The sequence below is a fragment of the Actinoplanes philippinensis genome (genome assembly GCF_900113015.1).
Lineage (GTDB): Bacteria > Actinomycetota > Actinomycetes > Mycobacteriales > Micromonosporaceae > Actinoplanes > Actinoplanes philippinensis.
Window position 1 is genome coordinate 533,573 of record NZ_FONV01000007.1, and the last position, 18,295, is coordinate 551,867.

General features: G+C 71.2%; 19 protein-coding genes and 2 rRNA genes. 10 read left to right on the forward strand and 11 right to left on the reverse strand.

Features of this window, described 5'->3' with window-relative positions:
* Positions 1-3 precede the first annotated feature (3 nt).
* Complete coding sequence (locus BM290_RS21065; protein ID WP_093616718.1) at positions 4-666, reverse strand: response regulator transcription factor; 663 nt, start codon at positions 664-666, stop codon at positions 4-6.
* Positions 667-753: 87 nt separating this feature from the next.
* Here BM290_RS21065 and BM290_RS21070 point away from each other — a divergent pair, with 87 nt between their 5' ends.
* The 3 genes from BM290_RS21070 (at position 754) to BM290_RS21080 (ending at position 4,428) form a co-directional block, all read left to right on the forward strand.
* Positions 754-1,671: an ABC transporter ATP-binding protein gene (locus tag BM290_RS21070; RefSeq protein WP_093616599.1), complete on the forward strand. Its 918-nt coding sequence runs from the start codon at positions 754-756 to the stop codon at positions 1,669-1,671.
* Positions 1,668-3,338: a DUF1349 domain-containing protein gene (locus tag BM290_RS21075; RefSeq protein WP_093616601.1), complete on the forward strand. Its 1,671-nt coding sequence runs from the start codon at positions 1,668-1,670 to the stop codon at positions 3,336-3,338. The genes BM290_RS21070 and BM290_RS21075 overlap by 4 nt, the downstream gene beginning before the upstream one ends.
* 355 nt (positions 3,339-3,693) lie before the next feature.
* Complete coding sequence (locus BM290_RS21080) at positions 3,694-4,428, forward strand: ABC transporter permease (RefSeq protein WP_239143628.1); 735 nt, start codon at positions 3,694-3,696, stop codon at positions 4,426-4,428.
* 212 nt (positions 4,429-4,640) lie between these two features.
* Here the strand turns inward: BM290_RS21080 and BM290_RS21085 are convergent, their stop codons facing one another.
* From BM290_RS21085 to BM290_RS51095, 5 genes are all read right to left on the reverse strand, one after another.
* On the reverse strand, positions 4,641-5,030 hold the full coding sequence (locus tag BM290_RS21085; protein WP_093616603.1) for an ATP-binding protein: 390 nt from the start codon (positions 5,028-5,030) through the stop codon (positions 4,641-4,643).
* Complete coding sequence (locus BM290_RS21090) at positions 5,023-5,352, reverse strand: STAS domain-containing protein (protein WP_093616605.1); 330 nt, start codon at positions 5,350-5,352, stop codon at positions 5,023-5,025. The genes BM290_RS21085 and BM290_RS21090 overlap by 8 nt, the downstream gene beginning before the upstream one ends.
* A gap of 445 nt (positions 5,353-5,797) precedes the next feature.
* Positions 5,798-6,556 carry an N-formylglutamate amidohydrolase gene (locus tag BM290_RS21095; RefSeq protein ID WP_093616607.1) on the reverse strand — a complete coding sequence of 253 codons (759 nt, stop codon included), beginning with the start codon at positions 6,554-6,556 and terminating at the stop codon, positions 5,798-5,800.
* A 42-nt stretch (positions 6,557-6,598) separates the two neighbouring features.
* Entirely contained in the window at positions 6,599-7,600 is a 1,002-nt protein-coding gene (glnII, locus tag BM290_RS21100) for a glutamine synthetase (RefSeq protein ID WP_093616609.1), read from the reverse strand.
* A gap of 163 nt (positions 7,601-7,763) precedes the next feature.
* On the reverse strand, positions 7,764-7,973 hold the full coding sequence (locus BM290_RS51095) for a helix-turn-helix domain-containing protein (RefSeq protein WP_373871064.1): 210 nt from the start codon (positions 7,971-7,973) through the stop codon (positions 7,764-7,766).
* Positions 7,974-8,165: 192 nt separating this feature from the next.
* On the opposite strand from BM290_RS51095, the gene BM290_RS21110 reads away from it, so the two are divergent.
* Positions 8,166-9,023, forward strand: coding sequence for a universal stress protein (locus BM290_RS21110; RefSeq protein ID WP_093616613.1), 858 nt, complete (start codon positions 8,166-8,168; stop codon positions 9,021-9,023).
* 53 nt (positions 9,024-9,076) lie between these two features.
* Positions 9,077-10,732, forward strand: coding sequence for a methyl-accepting chemotaxis protein (locus BM290_RS50710; protein WP_093616615.1), 1,656 nt, complete (start codon positions 9,077-9,079; stop codon positions 10,730-10,732).
* A gap of 332 nt (positions 10,733-11,064) precedes the next feature.
* Here BM290_RS50710 and BM290_RS21120 read toward each other — a convergent pair whose 3' ends face one another.
* Positions 11,065-11,532, reverse strand: coding sequence for a response regulator (locus tag BM290_RS21120; protein WP_093616617.1), 468 nt, complete (start codon positions 11,530-11,532; stop codon positions 11,065-11,067).
* 150 nt (positions 11,533-11,682) lie between these two features.
* Between BM290_RS21120 and BM290_RS21125 the strand changes: the two genes are divergently transcribed.
* Together BM290_RS21125 and BM290_RS21130 are read left to right on the forward strand one after the other, a co-directional pair.
* Complete coding sequence (locus BM290_RS21125; protein ID WP_093616619.1) at positions 11,683-12,603, forward strand: siderophore-interacting protein; 921 nt, start codon at positions 11,683-11,685, stop codon at positions 12,601-12,603.
* A gap of 46 nt (positions 12,604-12,649) precedes the next feature.
* Positions 12,650-12,952 (forward strand): protealysin inhibitor emfourin, encoded by a 303-nt coding sequence (locus BM290_RS21130; protein WP_143133856.1) that lies wholly within the window; start codon positions 12,650-12,652, stop codon positions 12,950-12,952.
* A gap of 3 nt (positions 12,953-12,955) precedes the next feature.
* Here the strand turns inward: BM290_RS21130 and BM290_RS21135 are convergent, their stop codons facing one another.
* Complete coding sequence (locus BM290_RS21135) at positions 12,956-14,455, reverse strand: alkaline phosphatase D family protein (RefSeq protein ID WP_093616623.1); 1,500 nt, start codon at positions 14,453-14,455, stop codon at positions 12,956-12,958.
* Between the two features lie 181 nt (positions 14,456-14,636).
* Here BM290_RS21135 and BM290_RS21140 point away from each other — a divergent pair, with 181 nt between their 5' ends.
* The 3 genes from BM290_RS21140 to BM290_RS21150 all read left to right on the forward strand — a co-directional run bounded on the left by BM290_RS21140 (position 14,637) and on the right by BM290_RS21150 (position 17,189).
* Positions 14,637-15,176, forward strand: a complete 540-nt coding sequence (locus BM290_RS21140; protein ID WP_093616625.1) for a hypothetical protein — start codon at positions 14,637-14,639, stop codon at positions 15,174-15,176.
* A gap of 97 nt (positions 15,177-15,273) precedes the next feature.
* A complete protein-coding gene (locus BM290_RS21145; protein WP_093616627.1) occupies positions 15,274-16,824 on the forward strand; it encodes a polysaccharide biosynthesis tyrosine autokinase in 1,551 nt (516 codons plus the stop codon).
* 131 nt (positions 16,825-16,955) lie between these two features.
* On the forward strand, positions 16,956-17,189 hold the full coding sequence (locus tag BM290_RS21150; RefSeq protein WP_093616629.1) for a hypothetical protein: 234 nt from the start codon (positions 16,956-16,958) through the stop codon (positions 17,187-17,189).
* A gap of 93 nt (positions 17,190-17,282) precedes the next feature.
* Here the strand turns inward: BM290_RS21150 and BM290_RS21155 are convergent, their stop codons facing one another.
* From BM290_RS21155 to BM290_RS21165, 3 genes are all read right to left on the reverse strand, one after another.
* Positions 17,283-17,720: a CBS domain-containing protein gene (locus BM290_RS21155; RefSeq protein WP_093616631.1), complete on the reverse strand. Its 438-nt coding sequence runs from the start codon at positions 17,718-17,720 to the stop codon at positions 17,283-17,285.
* A 242-nt stretch (positions 17,721-17,962) separates the two neighbouring features.
* Positions 17,963-18,079: ribosomal RNA gene (gene rrf, locus BM290_RS21160) — 5S ribosomal RNA — on the reverse strand.
* Positions 18,080-18,204: 125 nt separating this feature from the next.
* Positions 18,205-18,295, reverse strand: a 23S ribosomal RNA gene (locus tag BM290_RS21165); the annotation flags it as partial.

An 18,295-nucleotide genomic window follows, 5' to 3' on the forward strand; every position in this document is an offset into this window, starting at 1 on the left:
GGCTCACGACTCACCGATCCGGTATCCGCCCTCGCGGACGGTCTGAATCGCCGCCGGCGGCCCGAGCTTGAGGCGCAGGCGGGCCATGGTGGTCTTCACCGTGGTGGTGAACGGGTCCGTCGCCTCGTCCCACACTCTCTCCAGCAGCTCCTCGGCGGAGACCACCCGGCCGTCGGCGGCGAGAAGGCACTCCAGGACCGCGAACTCCTTGGGGCTGAGGTCGAGCCGGCGCCCGGCACGCGACGCCACCCGGTTGCCGCGATCGAGCACGATGTCTCCGTTGTCGAGCACCGGCGGCGACACCGGGCCGCTGCGCCGGGCCAACGCCCGCACCCGTGCGACGAGCTCGGCGAAGTCGAACGGTTTCGGCAGGTAGTCGTCGGCGCCCATGCCGAGGCCCTCGACCCGGTCACGGATGGCGCCGGCCGCGGTGAGCATCAGCACTCGGGCGCCGGACCCGTCAGCGACGATCCGGCGGCACACGTCGTCGCCGTGCACACCTGGCAGGTCACGGTCGAGAACCACGACGTCGTAGCGGGTGACAGCGGTCCGCTCCAGCGCGGAGCCACCGTCGAACGCCGAGTCGACGGCCATGGCCTCACGGCGCAGACCAGCGGCGATCAACGCATTCAGCTTCTGATGATCCTCGACGACCAGCACCCTCATGGCGTCCACAATGCCAGGACACAGGTGACAGGACGGTGCCAGCGGAACGCACCTTGCTGGCACCGCCCCGGGCGTAGAACATCCGGCATGACCGATACCACGATCGAGGTCGCCGGCCTGCGGAAGCGATACGGTCCGGCCACCGCCCTGGACGGGATGACGTTCACGGCGGGGCCCGGGCTCGTCACGGGCTTCGTCGGCCCCAACGGCGCGGGCAAGTCCACCACCATGCGGATCGTTCTGGGGCTGCATGCCGCCGACGCGGGGCAGGCTCTGGTCGGCCGCCGGCCGTACCGTTCGCTGGCCCGTCCGCTGATGCATCTCGGCGCGCTGTTGGATGCTTCCGCCCTGCATCCGGCACGCAGCGGGCGCAACCATCTGTTGTGGCTGGCGCAGTCGCAGGGGCTGGGCAGCCGGCGGGTCGGCGAGGTCATGGAGATGGTCGGCCTGGGCCCGGCAGCGCGACGACCGGCCGGCGGTTATTCGCTCGGCATGAGACAACGGCTCGGCATCGCGGCCGCACTGCTCGGCGATCCACCGGCGATCATGCTGGACGAGCCGTTCAACGGCATGGATCCGGAGGGCGTCGTGTGGTTGCGCGGCTTCCTGCGGGCATTGGCCGCCGAGGGCCGGTCCGTGCTGGTGTCCAGCCATCTGATGAGCGAGCTGCAAGGGATGGCCGATCACCTGGTGGTGGCCGGGCGGGGCCGGGTGATCGCCGACAGCGGCGTCGCCGAGCTGATCGCGGCCGCTTCCGGTGACAGGCTGCGCGTGCGGACCGGGAGATCTGCGCCGGTCACCGCAGCGCTGGCCGCCGCGGGTGGCCAGGTGGTCCAGGAGGGCGAGGACCTCTTGGTGGTACGAGGCCTGCCCGCTGATCAGGCAGTCGCGGTGCTGACCGCCGCCGCCCTGCCTTTCTCCGAGCTCGCTCCGCACCGGGCTTCTCTCGAGGAGGCGTATCTCGAGTTGACCAGGGACGCCGTAGACTACCGGGCGGCGTCATGAGCCTGCTGCGAGCGGAGTGGACGAAGTTCCGGTCAGTGCGCGGCTGGGTCCTGTCCAGCGTGGCCGCGGTCCTGATGATCCTGCTGTTCCCGGTGACGGGGCTGAGCGGCGGTGCGCCTGAGGAGACCGCGGAGGTTCCCACCGGGCCGGATGGGGAGCCGGTCGCCTCCGCCTACTACTTCGTGCGGCGCACACTCTCCGGCAACGGGCAGCTCACGGTCGAGGTCACCGGCCTGTCGACGCTGCGAGGAACACCATGGGCGAAAGCCGGCCTCCTGATCACGACATCGCCTGAGCCGGGCGCGCGATATGCCGCGGTCATGATCACCCGTGACCACGGTGTGCGTATGCAGCACGACTACCTTCATGATCGGCCCGGTCCCGCAGGGGGGACCCACTGGCTTCGGCTGACCCGGTCCGGCGCCGTGGTCACCGGCGAGGCGTCTGCCGACGGCACCCACTGGAGCATCGTTGACACCGTCCGGCTGCCGGAGCTGGCCACCACCGTCGAAGCCGGATTGTTCGTGGCCGCTCCCCCACGGGCCGAAGGTCTGGGAACGGCCACCGACGTGGCGACCGCGACCTTCACCAACGTGGTGTCAACCGGCCGCTGGGCCACCGTCCAGCCCGATGGAGACCCTCGCGAGGCCGGCGGATCGCCCTCGGACGATGGTGACGAATCCGCTCCGCGAGTTGACGGCGGTGCCGCCCCGGACGGCAGCGGCGACCGAGGCACGGACACCAAGGGCGGCACCATCACCAGCAGTGCCGGCGAGACAGGCACGTCTGCCGGTGGCGCCGGTTCGGACTCCGAGGGCGACAGGCGTGACGCGGGCGCCGGCAGAAAGGCGCGAGCGGTGGCCGACGGCTGGACCGGGGAGCAGGTGGGCGCCGAGACCGCCGGATTCGGTGGTTATCCGCCGGGCATGTCGGGTGGGTTCACGCTGGCCGGGCACGAGTTCACGGTGACCGGAACGGGAGACCTGGGCCCGGCGGTTCGTAGCGAGATGCCGTTCGGCGCGACGATCGGTGAGCTGCTGGCCGGAACGTTCCCGGCGATGGTCGTGATCGTCGTGGCGGCCACGCTGATGTGGACGACCGAATACCGGTACGGCCTGATCCGCAGCACGCTGGCGGTCGGCCCGCACCGGGTCAGAGTGCTCGCGGCCAAGGCGGCCGTGTTCGGTGGCGTCACCTTCGTCACCACGCTTGCCGCTACCGCCGTGGCGATACCGGTGTGGTCGTCACTGGCACGTGGGCTGAGCGTCTATCTGTTCCCGGCCGGGACGGAGGTGCTGTTCAGGGTCGCGGCCGGCACCGCCGCCGTGCTCGCCGGAGTCGGCGTGCTGGCCTTGGGCGCCGGTGTCATATTGCGGCGCAGCGCCACCGCGGTCACCGCTGTCGTCACGGTCACCGTCCTGCCTTACCTTCTGGCGCTGATCCCGTTCGTGCCGGGGCCTATGGCGCAGTGGCTGACCCGAGTGACGCCGGCCGCCGCGATGGCGGTGCAACAGACCCTAATCCGGTATCCGCAGGTCGACAGCGTGTACACGCCCACCAACGGCTACTACCCGCTGTCGCCATGGGGCGGTCTGACAGTCCTGGGCGCCTGGACGGTGGTCGTCCTGGCCGTGGCCGCTGTCCTTCTGCGCCGGAGAGACGCGTGAACCCGCCGTGCTGCGCCAGAGACGCACCATCGCGCCGCCGCACCGGGCAGGACGGACGCAGGAACCTCATCGCGCCAAAGAGACGCATGAACCCCACCGACGCGCCAAAGAGACGCATGAATCCCACCGAGGTGTGCCGGCAACAAAGCACGGCCACCGCATTCCGCGAGATGCGGGACTGGAACGGCCAGCCGGGCTTTGCACCGCAGACAAGGCCGGCATGGCGAAGCAACCGGGCGTCTCGGGAGGGTGCCTCGTCGGAGCGGCAGGGCACACGTTTCAGCGCCGCTCTGCGGAGCCGGTCCTGGGAGACGCACGACGACGCCATCGCGGTGTGGCGGAGAAAGGACAAGGTATGAACGCCACCATGGTGCGTCAGGGGGCGCAGGTGAACGCTAGTGCCGTCCTGGCCGAGTGGACGAAACTGCGCACGACGCCGGGACCGGGCTGGTTGCTCCTGGCGACCGTGGCCGTCACCGTGGCGCTCGGTTCGGCGGTCTGCGTCGACGGCTGTGATGTTCCGCGGATCGCCCTCAGCGGCGTCTATCTGGGGCAGGCCACCGTTGCGGTGCTGGGTGTGCTCGTCGTGGGTGCCGAGTTCAGTTGTGGGCTGATCCGCACCACGCTGGCGGCCGTGCCCGGCCGCGCGGTGATGCTGGCTGCGAAGGCACTGGTGCTGGCCGTTCCGGTAGCCATCGCGGCGGCTGTCGCGGTCGGCGTCTGTCTGGCGCGATTGCCGACTCACGACGGCCCCGTGTTGCGGGCGGCGTTGGGCACGACCGTATATCTGGTGCTGATCGCGGTGATGAGTGTCGGTGTCGCCGCGGTCGTGCGCGACTCAGGGGCCGCTGTCGGGACCGTGCTCGGTCTGCTCTACCTGCCGCCGATCCTGGTGCGAGCGGTGTCGGGTTCCGAGCTGCGCGAGTTCGTCGAGAGGGTGTCGCCGATGAGCGCCGGCCTGGCCGTCCAGGCCACCACGGATCTGGATCGGCTACCGATCGGTCCATGGGCCGGCCTCGGGGTGCTCGCCTGCTGGGCGGCCGCGGCGCTACTCGCCGGTTTCCTGGCTCTCCGTCTGCGCGACACGTGAAATGTGGCCAGCTCATGAAAGACCCGGGCCGCCCCAGGCGCAGGCCGGCCTGCCAGGAACGGCGGTCCGGGCGGGGACGGCTAACGCCAGGACGCCTGCCGCGATCAGTCCCCGGCGGGATCGTGATGAGGACATGGGGGGGTTTTCGCATGGGGATGCGAGGGAGGGACATCCGTGTAGATGCGGCGCCGGCCCGGGCGAGTGCAGAAATTTCAGAGATTCAGGCAGATCCGTACGAGTGTGCCGCCGGGCACCGCCGCGGTGTAGACGGCGTCGCAGACCCGTTCGACGATGGCGAGCCCACGGCCCCGGATCGCTTCGGCAGCCGGCATGGCTCGGCCGAAAGGGCGGGCCGGACCCTGGTCGACGACGTCGCAGACCAGTCGGCCCGCCTCCGCCCAGACCCGGATGTGGCCTCCGCCGCTGGTGTGCTGGAGCGTGTTGGTGGTGAGCTCGCTGACCGCGAGGGTGAGCACCTCGATGCGGGTCTCCGGCAGGCCGAGAGCGAGGGCGCGCTCGGTGACGAAGGCGCGGACGCGGCGCAGGTCGTCGGGGACCTCGTAGAACATGCCGTCGACGGCCTCGGCGGAGAGGTCAGACATGGCGGCGCTCTTCGGCCGGGGCGCGCAGCAGGGTGTCGAGGCCGGTGATCTCGAGGACCGAGGCGACCGGGCCGGCCGCGTTGATCACGTAGACGTGCCCGCCGGTCTGCTTGGCCGCGTGGTGGGCGGTGACCAGGCTGTGCAGGCCGCTGGAGTCGAGGAAGGTGAGCTGGGCCAGGTCGACGAAGACAGCCTGGGCACGGTGCACGGCGTCGAGCAGGACGGCGGTCAGGTGCTCGCGGGCCGACAGGTCGCACTCACCGGCGAGGGACACGGTGATCCGGCCGCCCACGGCGGTCGTCCTCGCCTCGAAGTTCGCCATCGATCGCCGTGCCCTTCCCGGCGGCCGCCCGCCTGCCCCGGCCATCATGTCATCCTTGCCACGAAATCGGTGCGATCGCCGGTCACCCACCCCGCGAACCGGTCACCCACCCCGCGGAGCCGGCCACCGAACCGCGAACCGGCCACCCACCCCCGCGAACCAGCCACCCGCCCGCGAGCCAGCCACCCACCCCGCGAACCAGCCACCCGACCGCGAGCCAGCCACCCACCCCGCGAACCGGGTCGCCCGCCCCGCGAAGCCCGCCACCCACCCTCGCGAACCTTTCACCCACCCCGTGGAGCCGGCCACCGAACCGCGAACCGGCCACCCACCCCCGCGAACCAGCCACCCGACCGCGAGCCAGCCGCCCACCCCGCGAACCGGGTCGCCCGCCCCGCGGAGCCGGCTACCCAACCGCGAACCGGCCGCCCCGGCCGTGAGCCCGTCACGGGAGGGGGACGGTGTCGACGAGAGTGGCCAGCGCGTGGGCGAGACGGCTCAGGCCGCTGGTGGGTGGGCCGCCGGGTTCGGTCATGTACTGGTCGCGACGGATCTCGATCATCAGTGCCCGGACGCCGGGGTTGCGGTGGTAGTGGTCGAGCGGGACATAACAGCCGGCGAACGGGCTGTTCAGGCCGGTGTCACCGAAGGCGGAGCGGGCGGCGGCGAGCAACGGCTCCGGAGTGTGATAGCTGTCCGTGCCGAGGCAGACCGGCGGTCGTGGCCCGTCACCGTGCAGTTCGTAGGGCAGTCGCACGGTCGGGTAGGAGTGCACGTCGAGCACCAGCGCCTGCCCGGTGGCGGCGAGCCGCTCCTCGACGAGGCGGGTCATCGCGGCGGCGTACGGCTGGAAGATGGTCTCCAGGAGAATCGCATCGCGGGACGGGTCGTCGGCGCGCAACCGCCGCCCCGCGTGGCCGTGGGTGTAGATCGGGCCCATGCCGACGGCGAGCATCTCGTCCTCGGCGAACCGTTCGGGGTCGACGACGAGCCGCGACAGCCGGTTCACGAAGATCCACGGGCGGGCCTCGGCCAGGTCGGCCGCGCCCAGGGCGATCAGATCGGTGTGTGCGTCGGTCAGGTGGTCCAATTCCTCATCGACCGTTTCCGGGAACAGTCCGGAATCCACGATGTGCCGCGAGGAATGGGGCACGTGCAGGATCACCGGCGACGCGGGGTCACCGGGCAGAACGTCGAAGGCCACCGCGCGAAGATAACGCGCGGTGGCCTTCTGAGGACCGGAAGGTCAGGCGAGCTCGGAGCAGATCGTGTCGATCAGCAGGCGGGTCACCACGTACGGGTCGACGTTGGCGTTCGGCCGGCGGTCCTCGATGTAGCCCTTGCCATCCTTCTCGACCTGCCACGGGATACGCACCGACGCGCCGCGGTCGGAGACGCCGTAGCTGTACTCGGTCCACGGGGCGGTCTCGTGCAGGCCGGTGAGGCGCTGCTCGATGCCGGCGCCGTAGCCGTCCACGTGCTCCTGGCGCTTCTTGCCCAGCGCCTCGGCGGCCGCGATGATCGCGTCGTAGCCCTCACGCATGGCCTTGGTGGAGAAGTTGGTGTGCGCGCCCGCGCCGTTCCAGTCGCCCTTGACCGGCTTGGGGTCGAGGGTGGCGGAGACGCCGTGCTTCTCGGCGATGCGGTAGAGCAGCCAGCGGGCCACCCACAGCTCGTCGGCCACCTGCGGCGCGGCGACCGGGCCGATCTGGAACTCCCACTGGCCGGGCATGACCTCGGCGTTGATGCCGGAGAGGTGCAGGCCGGCGGCGAGCACCGCGTCCATGTGCTCCTCGACGATCTCACGGCCGAAGACCTCGTCGGCGCCGACGCCGCAGTAGTAGCCGCCCTGCGGGGCCGGGAAGCCGCCGCCGACCGGGAAGCCGAGCGGACGACCGTCCTTGAAGAACGTGTACTCCTGCTCGATGCCGAAGATCGCCTCCTGGTCGGCGTACTTCTCGGCGACCGCGCGGAGCGGGGCGCGGGTGTTGGTGGGGTGCGGGGTGCCGTCGATCAGCTCGACCTCACACAGCACGATGATGTTGTCGCCGCCGCGGATCGGGTCGGGGCAGACGAACACCGGCTGGAGCACGCAGTCGGACTTGTCACCGGGCGCCTGGTTGGTGCTGGACCCGTCGAAGCCCCAGATGCCGGGCTTCTCACCGGCGGCGAGAATCTTGGTCTTGGAGCGCAGCTTCGCGGTGGGCTGGGTTCCGTCGACCCAGAGGTACTCGGCCTTCACAGCCATGGTGCTTCTCTCCTCAAACTGGCGATACTCGGGGCGTACTCCGCTAAGCCTGGAAAACACTGATAAACAGGTGGTAAACCCGGGCCGGCGCGTGGACACTATCCGCCGCAGATCAACTCCATGTTTCCGATCCCGCACCGTGGATGGGTGATCCCGGTAACGTTCACCGGTTACGGGCCGCCCCGCGGAGAGCCGCACGGACCTCGGCGGCGGCCGGTGTCACCCCGCGGGCGCGGCGGACGGACAGCGGTCGCCCGAACCGGGTCTGCGGGCCGCGCAGCCGACCGATGGCGGTGCGCCGGGAGAGGCCGGGTGTTTCGGCGGCCCGGGTCATCGTGCCGGTTCGGTAAACAGTCAGAAACGTGTGCGGCAGGCCGAGCGTTCCTACTCGCCGGCCTCATAGCCTGGTTGGCTGCCGATGGCTGCGCGCAGGACCCGTCGACGGCACCCCGGTCACCGGGCGGAACCCGGCGTCGTCGACGGGGTGTCGCCGCAGCCGTGGTGGCGCTATTGAAGAACTGAGTCCGACCCACGACGATCAGGGGAAGACGCAGGAGGAGGCGCTGTGGCCACTCAGAGGATCGTCGTGGGTTATGACGGGTCGCCCGACGCGCGCAAGGCCGCGCGGTGGGCCCTCGACGAGGCGCAACGCACCGGCGCCACAGTGGAGCTGCTCTACGCGTACGAGTGGCCCAGTTACGTTCCCGCCGCCGCGATGATGCCGGCCGCCGCCGTCTACCCGGATGCCGACGCCGACGACGCGGTCGGCGAGATGCTGGGCCGGGCTCTGGAGACGGCCGGCGTGACCCACCCCTGTGTCCGGTTGCGCACCCGGGTGGAGCACGGCACCGCGGCGGTGGCCCTGGCCCAGCGCAGCGCCGAGGCCGCGCTCGTGGTGGTCGGCGGTCCGCGGCACTCGCCGATGCGGACCCTGCTCGGCTCGACCAGCGCCTCGGTGAGCGCGCACGCCCGCTGCCCGGTCGTGGTGGTGCGCGGCGAACCCCGTGACACCGCTCCGGTGGTGGCCGGTGTGGACGAGTCACCGGCCGCCGCCACGGTTCTCGGGTTCGCCTTCGAGCAGGCTGCCGTCCGCGGCGTGCCGGTCCGGGCGGTGCACGGCTGGCCCCCGCCCGGAGGCGATCTGCTCTGCGACGCCAACCTGAGCGCGGTCGCGGCCCGGCGGCGCCGGCTGGAGGCCGTGGTGGAGTGCTGGCGTGGCCGGTTCCCGCAGGTCCCGGTCAGCGCGGAGGTGCTGGTCGGCGCGCCCGGCGAGGTGCTGGCCGAGGCCGCGGCCGGGGCGCAGCTGGTGGTCGCGGGGGCACGCGCGCGGCGGGCGCTGCGGGTGACCTTGCGCCCGTCGATCGGGCGGCACCTGCTGCACCGGGCGCGGTGCAGCATCGCTCTCGTACACGGCAACCGATAACCAACCTGGGCAATCTGCCGAAAATCACCCGGAATGGCTCCTACAGTGAGGCCATGCAGCCGGAGACCATCATCACGCCGACCCGGCGCACGCTGCTCGAACGGGCTCTCGGCGACCGCAGCCTGCTGCTCAAGAGCACCATCGCCGCGGTGTGCGTGGCGCTCGTCGCCGTCGCCGTCACCGCTGTCGCCCTGTCCCGGATCGCCACCCTCCGCGACAGCCTCCAGGACATGAAGGACCAGCACGTCGACAGCATGGAGCAGATCGCCGACATGCGGAACGGGCTGACCGAGTTCTTCCGCAGCGCCCTCAAGTACGACGCCGGCGTCAGCACCAAGAACCCCGATCTCACCAAGGTCGGCCTGTCCGACAAGACGGCCGCCGAGGAGAAGATCGACACCGGGGTCGCCGAATACCGCAAGATCGCCACCGCCTCGGGCGCGACCGACCGGCTCGACAAGCTGAACGCCTTCGAGGAGGCCATGCAGTATCACCGTGCCCTCAGCACCGTGATCATCTTCGGGCAGCCGCCGCCGGCCGGGTTCCAGGTGCCGGCCCCGGCCGAGATCCTCGGCGCGTTCAACACCAGCGACGCCGGCATGACCACGGCCATGAACGAGCTGCAGGTCGCCGAGGAGGCCGACGCCGACGCGATGACCAGGGAGGGCAACGACGCCTACCACCGCGCGCTCTGGATGACCCTCGGCGGCCTGGCCATCGGTTTCGTCATCGCCGGGTTCATCGGCATCGGCGTGATGCGGCTCATCAAGCGGCAGCTGGCGACCGTCTCGCGGGCGCTCGCCGCGGTCGCCGACGGCGACCTGACGGTGCCGGCCGAGGTCCGCTCCCGCGACGAGCTGGGCCGGATGGCCGAGGCGACCAACCGCGCCCGGGAGGGTCTGCTCACCAGCGTCCGCAAGCTCAACCACGGCGCCGAGGTGCTCACCGGCGTGACCCAGCGCCTCACCTCGATCACCACCCGCCTGGACGCCGAGGCCCGGGAAGCCTCCGAACAGGCCGGACTCGTCGCGGGCACCGCCGGCGAGGTGTCGGCGAGCGTCCAGTCGGTGGCCGCCGGCTCCGACGAGATGGGCGCCTCCATCCGGGAGATCTCCGAGAACGCCAACAGCGCCGCCCAGGTCGCCTCCAGCGCGGTCGGCGTGGCCCAGAGCACCAACGACACGGTCGCCAAACTCGGCACGTCGTCGGAGGAGATCGGCAACGTGGTCAAGGTGATCACCGCGATCGCCGAGCAGACCAACCTCCTGGCACTCAACGCCACCATCGAGGCGGCACGCGCCGGCGAGCTGGGCAAAGGCTTCGCGGTGGTCGCGACCGAGGTCAAGGATCTGGCCCAGGAGACCGCGAAGGCCACCGAGGACATCGCCCGGCGCGTCGAGGCCATCCAGGCCGACACATCCAGCGCCGTCGTCGCCATCCAGGAGATCTCCCGCATCATCTCCGAGATCAACGACTATCAGGTGACGATCGCCTCCGCCGTCGAGGAGCAGACCGCCACCACCAACGAGATGTCCCGCAGCATCGGCGAGGCCGCCAGTGGCAGCTCGGTCATCGCCGGCAACATCAACGCCGTCGCCAGCGCCGCGCACGCCACCACCGCCGCCCTCGGCGAGGCCGAGTCCTCCGTCAACGAGCTCACCCAGGTGGCCGGCGAACTGCGCGAGGTCGTCCAGCGCTTCCGGGTCTGACGCAGGCGGTCATCTCACCCTGGAAAACCCTCATCCTGTACGGCCACTCCTCCCGTGCCTGTGCCGGCCCGCGGCCGTCTCCCGGCGCGAGGCCCGGCACGACCGCCGGGCTGCTGCCCGCGCACCAAACTACGCCGCACGCAGCCACCACAGCCGAGTTGTCCACAGTCCGCGGTTGTCCACAGGCCGGGCCGGAAGTCGCGCCGGAGCCTCGCGCCGGGGAGGCGGCCGCGGGCCCGCACAGTCACGGGCGGCGTGGCCGTACAAAAAGGAAATCGCCTGCCCGGAGCACCGCAAAGCGGGCCGGACAGGCGAACCGGGACCGATTCTGATCAGACGTGCGTGGGGACCAGGTGCTGGACACGGCGCAGGAGTTCGGCCGGGCTGAAGGGTTTGACCAGGTAGTCCTCGGCGCCGACCATCTCGCCGAGGGCGACGTCGGCGGGGGTGCCGCGTCCGCTGATGATGATCACCGGGATGTGCGCGGTCTGCGGGGAGGAGTGCAGCTCGTAGCAGAAGCCGAGGCCGTCGAGGCCGGGCATGGAGACGTCGAGGAGCACGAGCGACGGCCGCTCGTTCACGGCGAGTGACATGGCGGTGCGCCCGTTGTCGGCTTCGAGAATGCGGTAGCCGGCGGCGCGCAGCTTGACGGCGACCAGGTCACGGATGTCACCGTCGTCGTCGGCGATGAGGACGGTGGGCGGCTGCAGGGCCGCGGCCCAGTCGTCAGCGGGCCACGGCAGAGCGTCGGCGTCACTGAACGTCAACGCCGTGGTGGTTGCGGACGAGGACTGCGGCATGTCAACTCCTTCGGGCTTGGGACCGTTCTGATCGGCGGCACAGGCCCGGACCGCAGGATGATCAAGGTTGCGATCGGGGTGCGGCGGGGGCGGTGGTGACACCGGCCCGATCACCGGTTAGGTTAGGGTTACCTAAACGAGGAGGCGACAGTGACCCAGACCGTCGTGCCGACCGAGACGTCCCCGTTCCGGTTCTTCCCGGTCGAGGTCGCCCGCGTCGTCCGGCTGAGCCCGAACTTCCTGCGGGTGACGTTCACCGGCGACGACCTGGACCGGTTCGCCGACAACGGGTGGGACCAGCGGATCAAGCTGATCCCGCCGCTCGCCGGCGCCGGCCACGATCACCTGCCGACCGGCCCCGACTGGTATGCGCAGTGGCGCTGCCTGCCCGACGAGCAGCGCAACCCGATCCGGACGTACACGGTGCGCCACGTCCGCGCCGAGCAGCGTGAGATCGACGTCGACATGGTGCTGCACGGGGTGAACGGACCGGCGTCGCGGTGGGCGGTGGCGGCCGGCCCCGGCTCGCGGATGTGCATCATGGGGCCGAACGCCGACTTCGCGGGCCTCTCCGGCGGCATCGACTTCCACCCGCCGGCCGCGACCCGGCGGATCCTGCTGGTCGGCGACGAGACGGCGGTGCCGGCGATCGCGTCGATCCTGTCCCGCCTGCCGCACGACGCGGTCGGCCACGCGCTGCTCGAGGTGCCGGAGTCCGCGGACCGGCTCGACCTGGTCAAGCCCGGCGGGTTCACCGTGACCTGGCTGCCGCGCGACGGCGCCGAGCACGGCATCCGGCTGATCCCGGCGGTCCGCGAGGTCGCCCAGCAACTGCTCGGCGACTGCCGGGGCCCGGTGGCGACGGACCTGGAGGACGTCGACGTCGACCACGACATCCTCTGGGAGGTGCCGGAGGAGTCCGCCGGCACACCGGACGGCTTCTACGCGTGGCTCGCCGGTGAGGCCGCGGTGATCAAGACGCTGCGCCGGCACCTGGTGTCCGAATGCGGCGTCGACCGGCGCGCTGTCGCGTTCATGGGCTACTGGCGGCTGGGCCGTCCCGAGTGCTGACCTCGATCTGACAGCGCCCGCGGCGGGCGGGTGACACGGTAGGAGGGTGACCCCTCGCGTACGAGCCGAGCTGCGTCGATCGGGCGGATTCCGGGACCGGTCGCTCCGCGTCGTGATGGACTCCGACACCCTCCCCCACGATCAGGCCGCCCAGCTGGCCCGGCTGGTCGAGCAGATCGACCTGAACCGGGTCGGGGCGGGCATCGGCGCCACCTCCGACGCCGACCTGACCCGGTACCAGCTGGCCGTCGAGTACGGCGGGCGGCACTGGCGCGGCACCGTCGCCGAGCCCTGCGTGCCGACGGAACTGCGCCCCCTCCTGCGGTTCCTGACCAGCGCCGCCCGCTGACCGTCACACCCGGTGCAGACCGGGCCGGCCGGCCTCGACCACGAACGACGCGTTCGTGGAGACCGCCGCACCCGGCCGGCTGACCCGCGGCAGCACCCGGAAGTCCGCCCGCATCCGGTCCCGACCGAGCGTGACCATCGTGTATCCGCGCCGCTCCGAGTAGTGCTTGAGGTGCGGGTTGACGCCGGGCCACGGCACGTCGCGCCGACCGGTGCCGTCCCCGTTCGAACTGATCGACGTGCAGATCAGCTCGGTCCCGACGGTTGCCGAACCGGGGTCGCGGTAGTCGAGCTTCAGGTCGTTGGCGAACGCGGCGTGCACGTCCCCGGTCAGCACCAGCGGATTGCGGACGCCACGTTGCAGCCAGCCACGCTGGATCCGGTCGCGGGCCGCGCCGTACCCGTCCCAGGCGTCCATGTTGGCCGCTCCGGCCTCGTCGGCGTACCGGGCGAAGAACACCTGCTGCCCGAGCACGTCCCACGTCCCGTAGTGCCGGGCAAGGCCGTCGAGCAGCCACTTCTCCTGCGCGGCGCCGGTGATCGTCCGGTTCGGCGCGTCCGCCGCCGCGCACACCTTCCAGTAGTCGCCGCACGGCTGGTCGTCGCGGAACTGCCGGGTGTCGAGCATGTGAAAGGTGGCCAGCCGGCCCCAGCCCACCCGCCGGTAGAACGTCGCCGACCGCAGCGGCATGTTCTCGTAGTACGCCCGATACGCGGCCGCCCGGCGGGCCCGCCACTGCGCCGCCGTCAACGACGGGCGGGTGTTGGCCCGTACCAGCTTCGCATAGTTGTTCTCCACCTCGTGGTCGTCCGGCACCACCAGCCACGGCGCGGCGGCGTGCGCGGCCCGCAGATCCGGATCGGTACGGTACTGCGCGTACCGCCGCCGGTAGTCGGCCAGCGTCACCGCCTCCCCACCCGCGTGCGTGCGCACCCGCCCCGGTGACCGGCTCTCCTCGTAGATGTAATCCCCGAGGAACAGCACCAGCCCCGGGTTCTCCTCGGCGATCCGCCGGTACGCCGTGTAGTAGCCGTTCTCGTAGTTGGCGCACGACGCCACGGCGATCCGCAGGTCCGGGCCGAACGTGCCGGGCGCCGGAGCGGTCCGGGTCCGCCCGACCGGCGAGATCTGCCCGTACGCCCGGAACCGGTAGTAGTACACCGCGCCCGGCTGCAGTCCCCGGGCGATGACATGGACCGCGTGCCCGTCGGCGTAGCGGGCGTTCACCGTGCCCGACGCGACGATCCGGCTGAACCGGGCGGTGGTGGCGACCTGCCACTGCACCGCGATCGGCCGGCGCGGCATGCCACCGTGCCCGTCGCCGTCGAGCGGCCGGACGGCCAGGCGCGTCCAGAGCACCACGCTGGTCGGGTACGGGTCACCGGAGGCGACCCCGAGCTTGAACGGATACAGGGGAGCCGCCGAGGCGGCGGACGACAGGACGAGCGATCCGGCGGCTGCGACCCCGCCGAGCACGAAGTAACGGCGATCGATGCGCGTCATGATGCGTACGATCGAGGCGCCGCGTGAATGCGACGACTGCCGCCCGGATACCCCCGATGACGCGAACCGCAAGAAAGCGGAAGCAATCGCCGAACGCCCGGCCGCCCCGCACCGAACGGCACTTTGCCGCCCACTTGCCGAAACCCTCAGACCCGCCGGTGGCCTGCCGAACGTCGCCGCCGTGAGCAACCCCCGCTACACCCTGCGCTCCGCCGCGTTCGTGACGGTGTACCTGGCGGCGTTCCTGATCGCCCCGATCATCCCGGCCTCCCCGCTCGCGCCGCTCGTGGCCGGGGGCGTCTGGCTGACCGCCCAGGCGGGGTACGGGCTGCGCCGCCTCGACGTGATCCTGCTCGCCACGGCCACGGCGGTCGGCGCCACCGTGCAGGGCGCCGGGCTGCTGATGTCGATCACCGTCGCGGTGTGGGCGGTGCTGCCGTCCGTGCTGTTCGCGGTGCTGCTCGAACGGCTGCTGCCCGGATACTGGCGGGGTCACGGCGACCGGTTCCGCCGGCCGGCCGTCGCCGTCGCCACGCTGGCCGGGATCGCCCTGCTGACCGCGGGCGCCGCGGCGATGATCGGGGCCGTCATCGACACCGGCTCATGGCTCGCCGTGCCGTTCGCCCGCGACGCGATCATGCTGTTCCTGGCTCCGCTCGCCGTCAACACCGTGCACCGGCTGCGCTCACCACGCCGCGCCGGCCTGACGGTGGTCCGCTGACCCGAGGCAGATCCGCCGGAATGATCGACGCGGGGAGTCACCGCCCGATGGAAGAATTCCCGCCCGGACAGTCCGGCGACGGGGAGGACCACCAGCGATGACCACCTACGGGCGGGGCGCGCGACTGCTGCGAAGGTACGGCCTCTGGACACTGGCGGTGACCGCGGCGGCCGTCACCGCCACCTGGGGTCTGCACCGGTCCCTGCCCGTCGGCTACCAGTCACGAGCCACCGTCCTGGTCGAGCCACGGTTCGCCGTCAACGGCCCCGACCTGGACACCGAACGCCAGATCATCCTCTCCGACGTGGTCTCGGTGCCGGCCGCCGCCCGAGTCGGCGTGGACACGACCCGGCTCCTGAGCGGCCTCACCGTCGAGACGGCGCCGGGCTCGAACGTGCTGCGGTTCGTCTACACCGCCGCCGACGGGGCCGCGGCACGGGGGCGGGTGCGTGCGCTCGTCGAGTCGTACGCCGCCTATCGCCCCGGGGTGTCCGTGCTCAGCGAACCCGGCCTGCCCACCACGCCGGCCACCCGCCCTCTCCCGCCCGACCTGGCCGCCGCGCTCGTCGCCGGACTGCTGCTCGGCATCGGCACCGCGTTCCTGCGTGCCCGCACCCGCGGCACGATCCGCAGCCGTGACGACTACGCCGCGCTGACCGGGGCGCCCGTGCTGGCCACCGTTCCCCGGCACCGGCGGCCCGGCGCGCCCGCCGACCCCGGCTCGCCCGCCGCCGAGGCATACCGCTACCTGCGGTCCCGGCTCCAGCCGTCGCTGCGCCCGACCGGCACGACCACGATCCTGGTGACCAGCCCGGGCCCCCGCCAGGGTCGGACCACCACCGCCGCGAACCTCGCCATCACGCTCGCCCGCGCGGGCCGTGCCGTCGTCCTCGTCGACGCCGATCTGTGCGACCCGCAGATGCACCACGTCTTCCGGACATCCGGCGAGCACGGGCTCACCACCCTGCTCGACGGCGACGCCACCGTCTCCGACGTGCTGGAGGACACCCCCGTGCCGCACCTGCGCCTCCTTCCGGCCGGCCCCCGCGACGGCGAGCACGCGGACCTGATCGGCAGCGGGCAGCTGGCCCGGGTGCTGCGGGCCGTGCAGAAACACGCCGACGTGATCGTCCTCGACTCGCCCGCGGTGCTCAGCGCCGCCGACACGATCGCGCTGGCCGCCCTCAGCGACCAGGTGCTGCTGGTCGGCGACTTCGCCCGCACCCGCCGCGGCACCGTCCGGCGCGCCCTCGCCGAACTCGCCGACGTCGTGCACGGCAACGTCCGGCCGGTGCTGGTCAACGTGCCGAAGAGCGCCGGCGCCCTGGTCCCGCTCCCCCGGCCGGCCGGGCCTGCGGTGCTCACCCGCGACCGGCTCGTCTCCGACGCCGACGACGTGGCTCCGCCGGCGGTGACCTCGCACTCCTACGTGGAGATCGACAGCACACAGGCCGACTCGCTCGCCGACTATCACGCCCGGACCGCTACCGTCGCCGTCCCGGTGATCTCCGGTGCGGTCTACGCCTCATCAGCGGCCACGATCAACGCGCCGAAACCCGTCTCCGCCGCGCCGGACAGCCCGGCGGAGGAGCCGGGCTCCGACGAGCCTGTCGGGTCGCCGACAACGCCCGCCGCGATGTCCGATTAGCGTCGGTCCTGGGACGCTCCGGACACCCCGTACCGCTCTGGAGCGTGAATGAACCATGACGCAGGGTTGGATCCCACCACACAACGGGCATACGGCCGCCAGGCCCTGCAATTCTCCGCGAGAGGTGAGCGATGACCACGAACCAGACCACGATCAGTGAGGTCCCCGCCGACATCACCGGCACATCCGAGACCAGGCGCGGTCGCGTGACCGAAACCGTACGCCGCAACCCCAAGAAGACGGCGACCGCGACCACCCTCGTCCTGGCCGCAGCGGCCGCCGCAGCCCTGCTCCTGGCCAGGCGGCGCTCGGCCAAGGCCACGGCCCGAAGCCGCAACCGCCTGGCCGCGTTACTCCACCGCTGAGCCGCGTCACTCCACCGCTGACCGAAACCGAGCTGTCCGAACCCGGCTGATCGAATCGGCGCCACCGCCCCCGTCGGGCGGTGGCGCCGTTCGTCACACCCGCTCGCCGGTGATGTAGCCGGCCAGGTTGCTCCGCTCGTCCTCGAGCTCCCCGATGCGGTTCTTCACGACGTCACCGATGCTGACGACACCGCGCAGAACGCCGTCCACCACCACCGGCACGTGCCGGAAACGCCGCTCGGTCATCAACCGCTCGACGTCCTCCAGCTGCGCTTCCGGCTCAACCGTCCGAACCTGGGCAGTCGCGATCGCACTCACCGGCTCCGTCAGCACCGCCGCCCCACGCGCCGCCAGGGCCCGCACGACGTCCCGCTCACTGACGATCCCGTCCACCACCGAGCCGTCCCGCGACACCACGGCCGCGCCGATCCCGTGTTCCGCCAGAACGGCAAGCAGCCGCTCGATACTCACCTCCGGTCGAACGGTGACCACCTGATCACCCTTGACCCGCAGAATGTCGCTGATCCGCATCGTCCCTCCCTCGCACTGATCCTGCACCGGTCGGCCCCGCGTTACCCCCTTCTATGCCGAACCGGAGCCATCCCTGTCAAGAAGGACAACCTTTTGCGGAGGTACGTGCCACTGCTCCCACAACCGCATCCACCCGGCTCCCGGCTGCGCCGCTACCGCCGGCCAGGGGGTGGCTCGCGCTCGTGTCAGGGCAAAAAGAAAAGGCCCACCCAGTCACCCGGGTGGGCCTTTCCATACGTTGAGTCCGGCGGCGTCCTACTCTCCCACACCCTCCCGAGTGCAGTACCATCGGCGCTGGAGGGCTTAGCTACCGGGTTCGGAATGTAACCGGGCGTTTCCCCTCCGCTATGACCACCGAAACACCTTTCAGCAACAGCGAAGAACCAGCAACTCTCCGGCGCCGGCCACATCAGGCCGATCAACCGTCAAGGTGGTTGTTCGTTTGCTGTGAATCACACAGTGGACGCTAAGCAACAAATTTAAGGTGGTTAAGCCCTCGGCCTATTAGTACCGGTCAACTCAACACGTTACCGTGCTTACATCTCCGGCCTATCAACCCAGTCGTCTAGCTGGGA

What these genes read in the sequence shown, in the direction of transcription:
- BM290_RS21065 (WP_093616718.1), bottom strand. Translation starts at nt 666, where the DNA reads ATGAGGGTGCTGGTCGTCGAGGATCATCAGAAGCTGAATGCGTTGATC.
- BM290_RS21070 (WP_093616599.1), top strand. Translation starts at nt 754, where the DNA reads ATGACCGATACCACGATCGAGGTCGCCGGCCTGCGGAAGCGATACGGT.
- BM290_RS21075 (WP_093616601.1), top strand. Translation starts at nt 1,668, where the DNA reads ATGAGCCTGCTGCGAGCGGAGTGGACGAAGTTCCGGTCAGTGCGCGGC.
- BM290_RS21080 (WP_239143628.1), top strand. Translation starts at nt 3,694, where the DNA reads ATGAACGCCACCATGGTGCGTCAGGGGGCGCAGGTGAACGCTAGTGCC.
- BM290_RS21085 (WP_093616603.1), bottom strand. Translation starts at nt 5,030, where the DNA reads ATGTCTGACCTCTCCGCCGAGGCCGTCGACGGCATGTTCTACGAGGTC.
- BM290_RS21090 (WP_093616605.1), bottom strand. Translation starts at nt 5,352, where the DNA reads ATGGCGAACTTCGAGGCGAGGACGACCGCCGTGGGCGGCCGGATCACC.
- glnII (WP_093616609.1), bottom strand. Translation starts at nt 7,600, where the DNA reads ATGGCTGTGAAGGCCGAGTACCTCTGGGTCGACGGAACCCAGCCCACC.
- BM290_RS50710 (WP_093616615.1), top strand. Translation starts at nt 9,077, where the DNA reads ATGCAGCCGGAGACCATCATCACGCCGACCCGGCGCACGCTGCTCGAA.
- BM290_RS21120 (WP_093616617.1), bottom strand. Translation starts at nt 11,532, where the DNA reads ATGCCGCAGTCCTCGTCCGCAACCACCACGGCGTTGACGTTCAGTGAC.
- BM290_RS21135 (WP_093616623.1), bottom strand. Translation starts at nt 14,455, where the DNA reads ATGACGCGCATCGATCGCCGTTACTTCGTGCTCGGCGGGGTCGCAGCC.
- BM290_RS21145 (WP_093616627.1), top strand. Translation starts at nt 15,274, where the DNA reads ATGACCACCTACGGGCGGGGCGCGCGACTGCTGCGAAGGTACGGCCTC.
- BM290_RS21150 (WP_093616629.1), top strand. Translation starts at nt 16,956, where the DNA reads ATGACCACGAACCAGACCACGATCAGTGAGGTCCCCGCCGACATCACC.
- BM290_RS21155 (WP_093616631.1), bottom strand. Translation starts at nt 17,720, where the DNA reads ATGCGGATCAGCGACATTCTGCGGGTCAAGGGTGATCAGGTGGTCACC.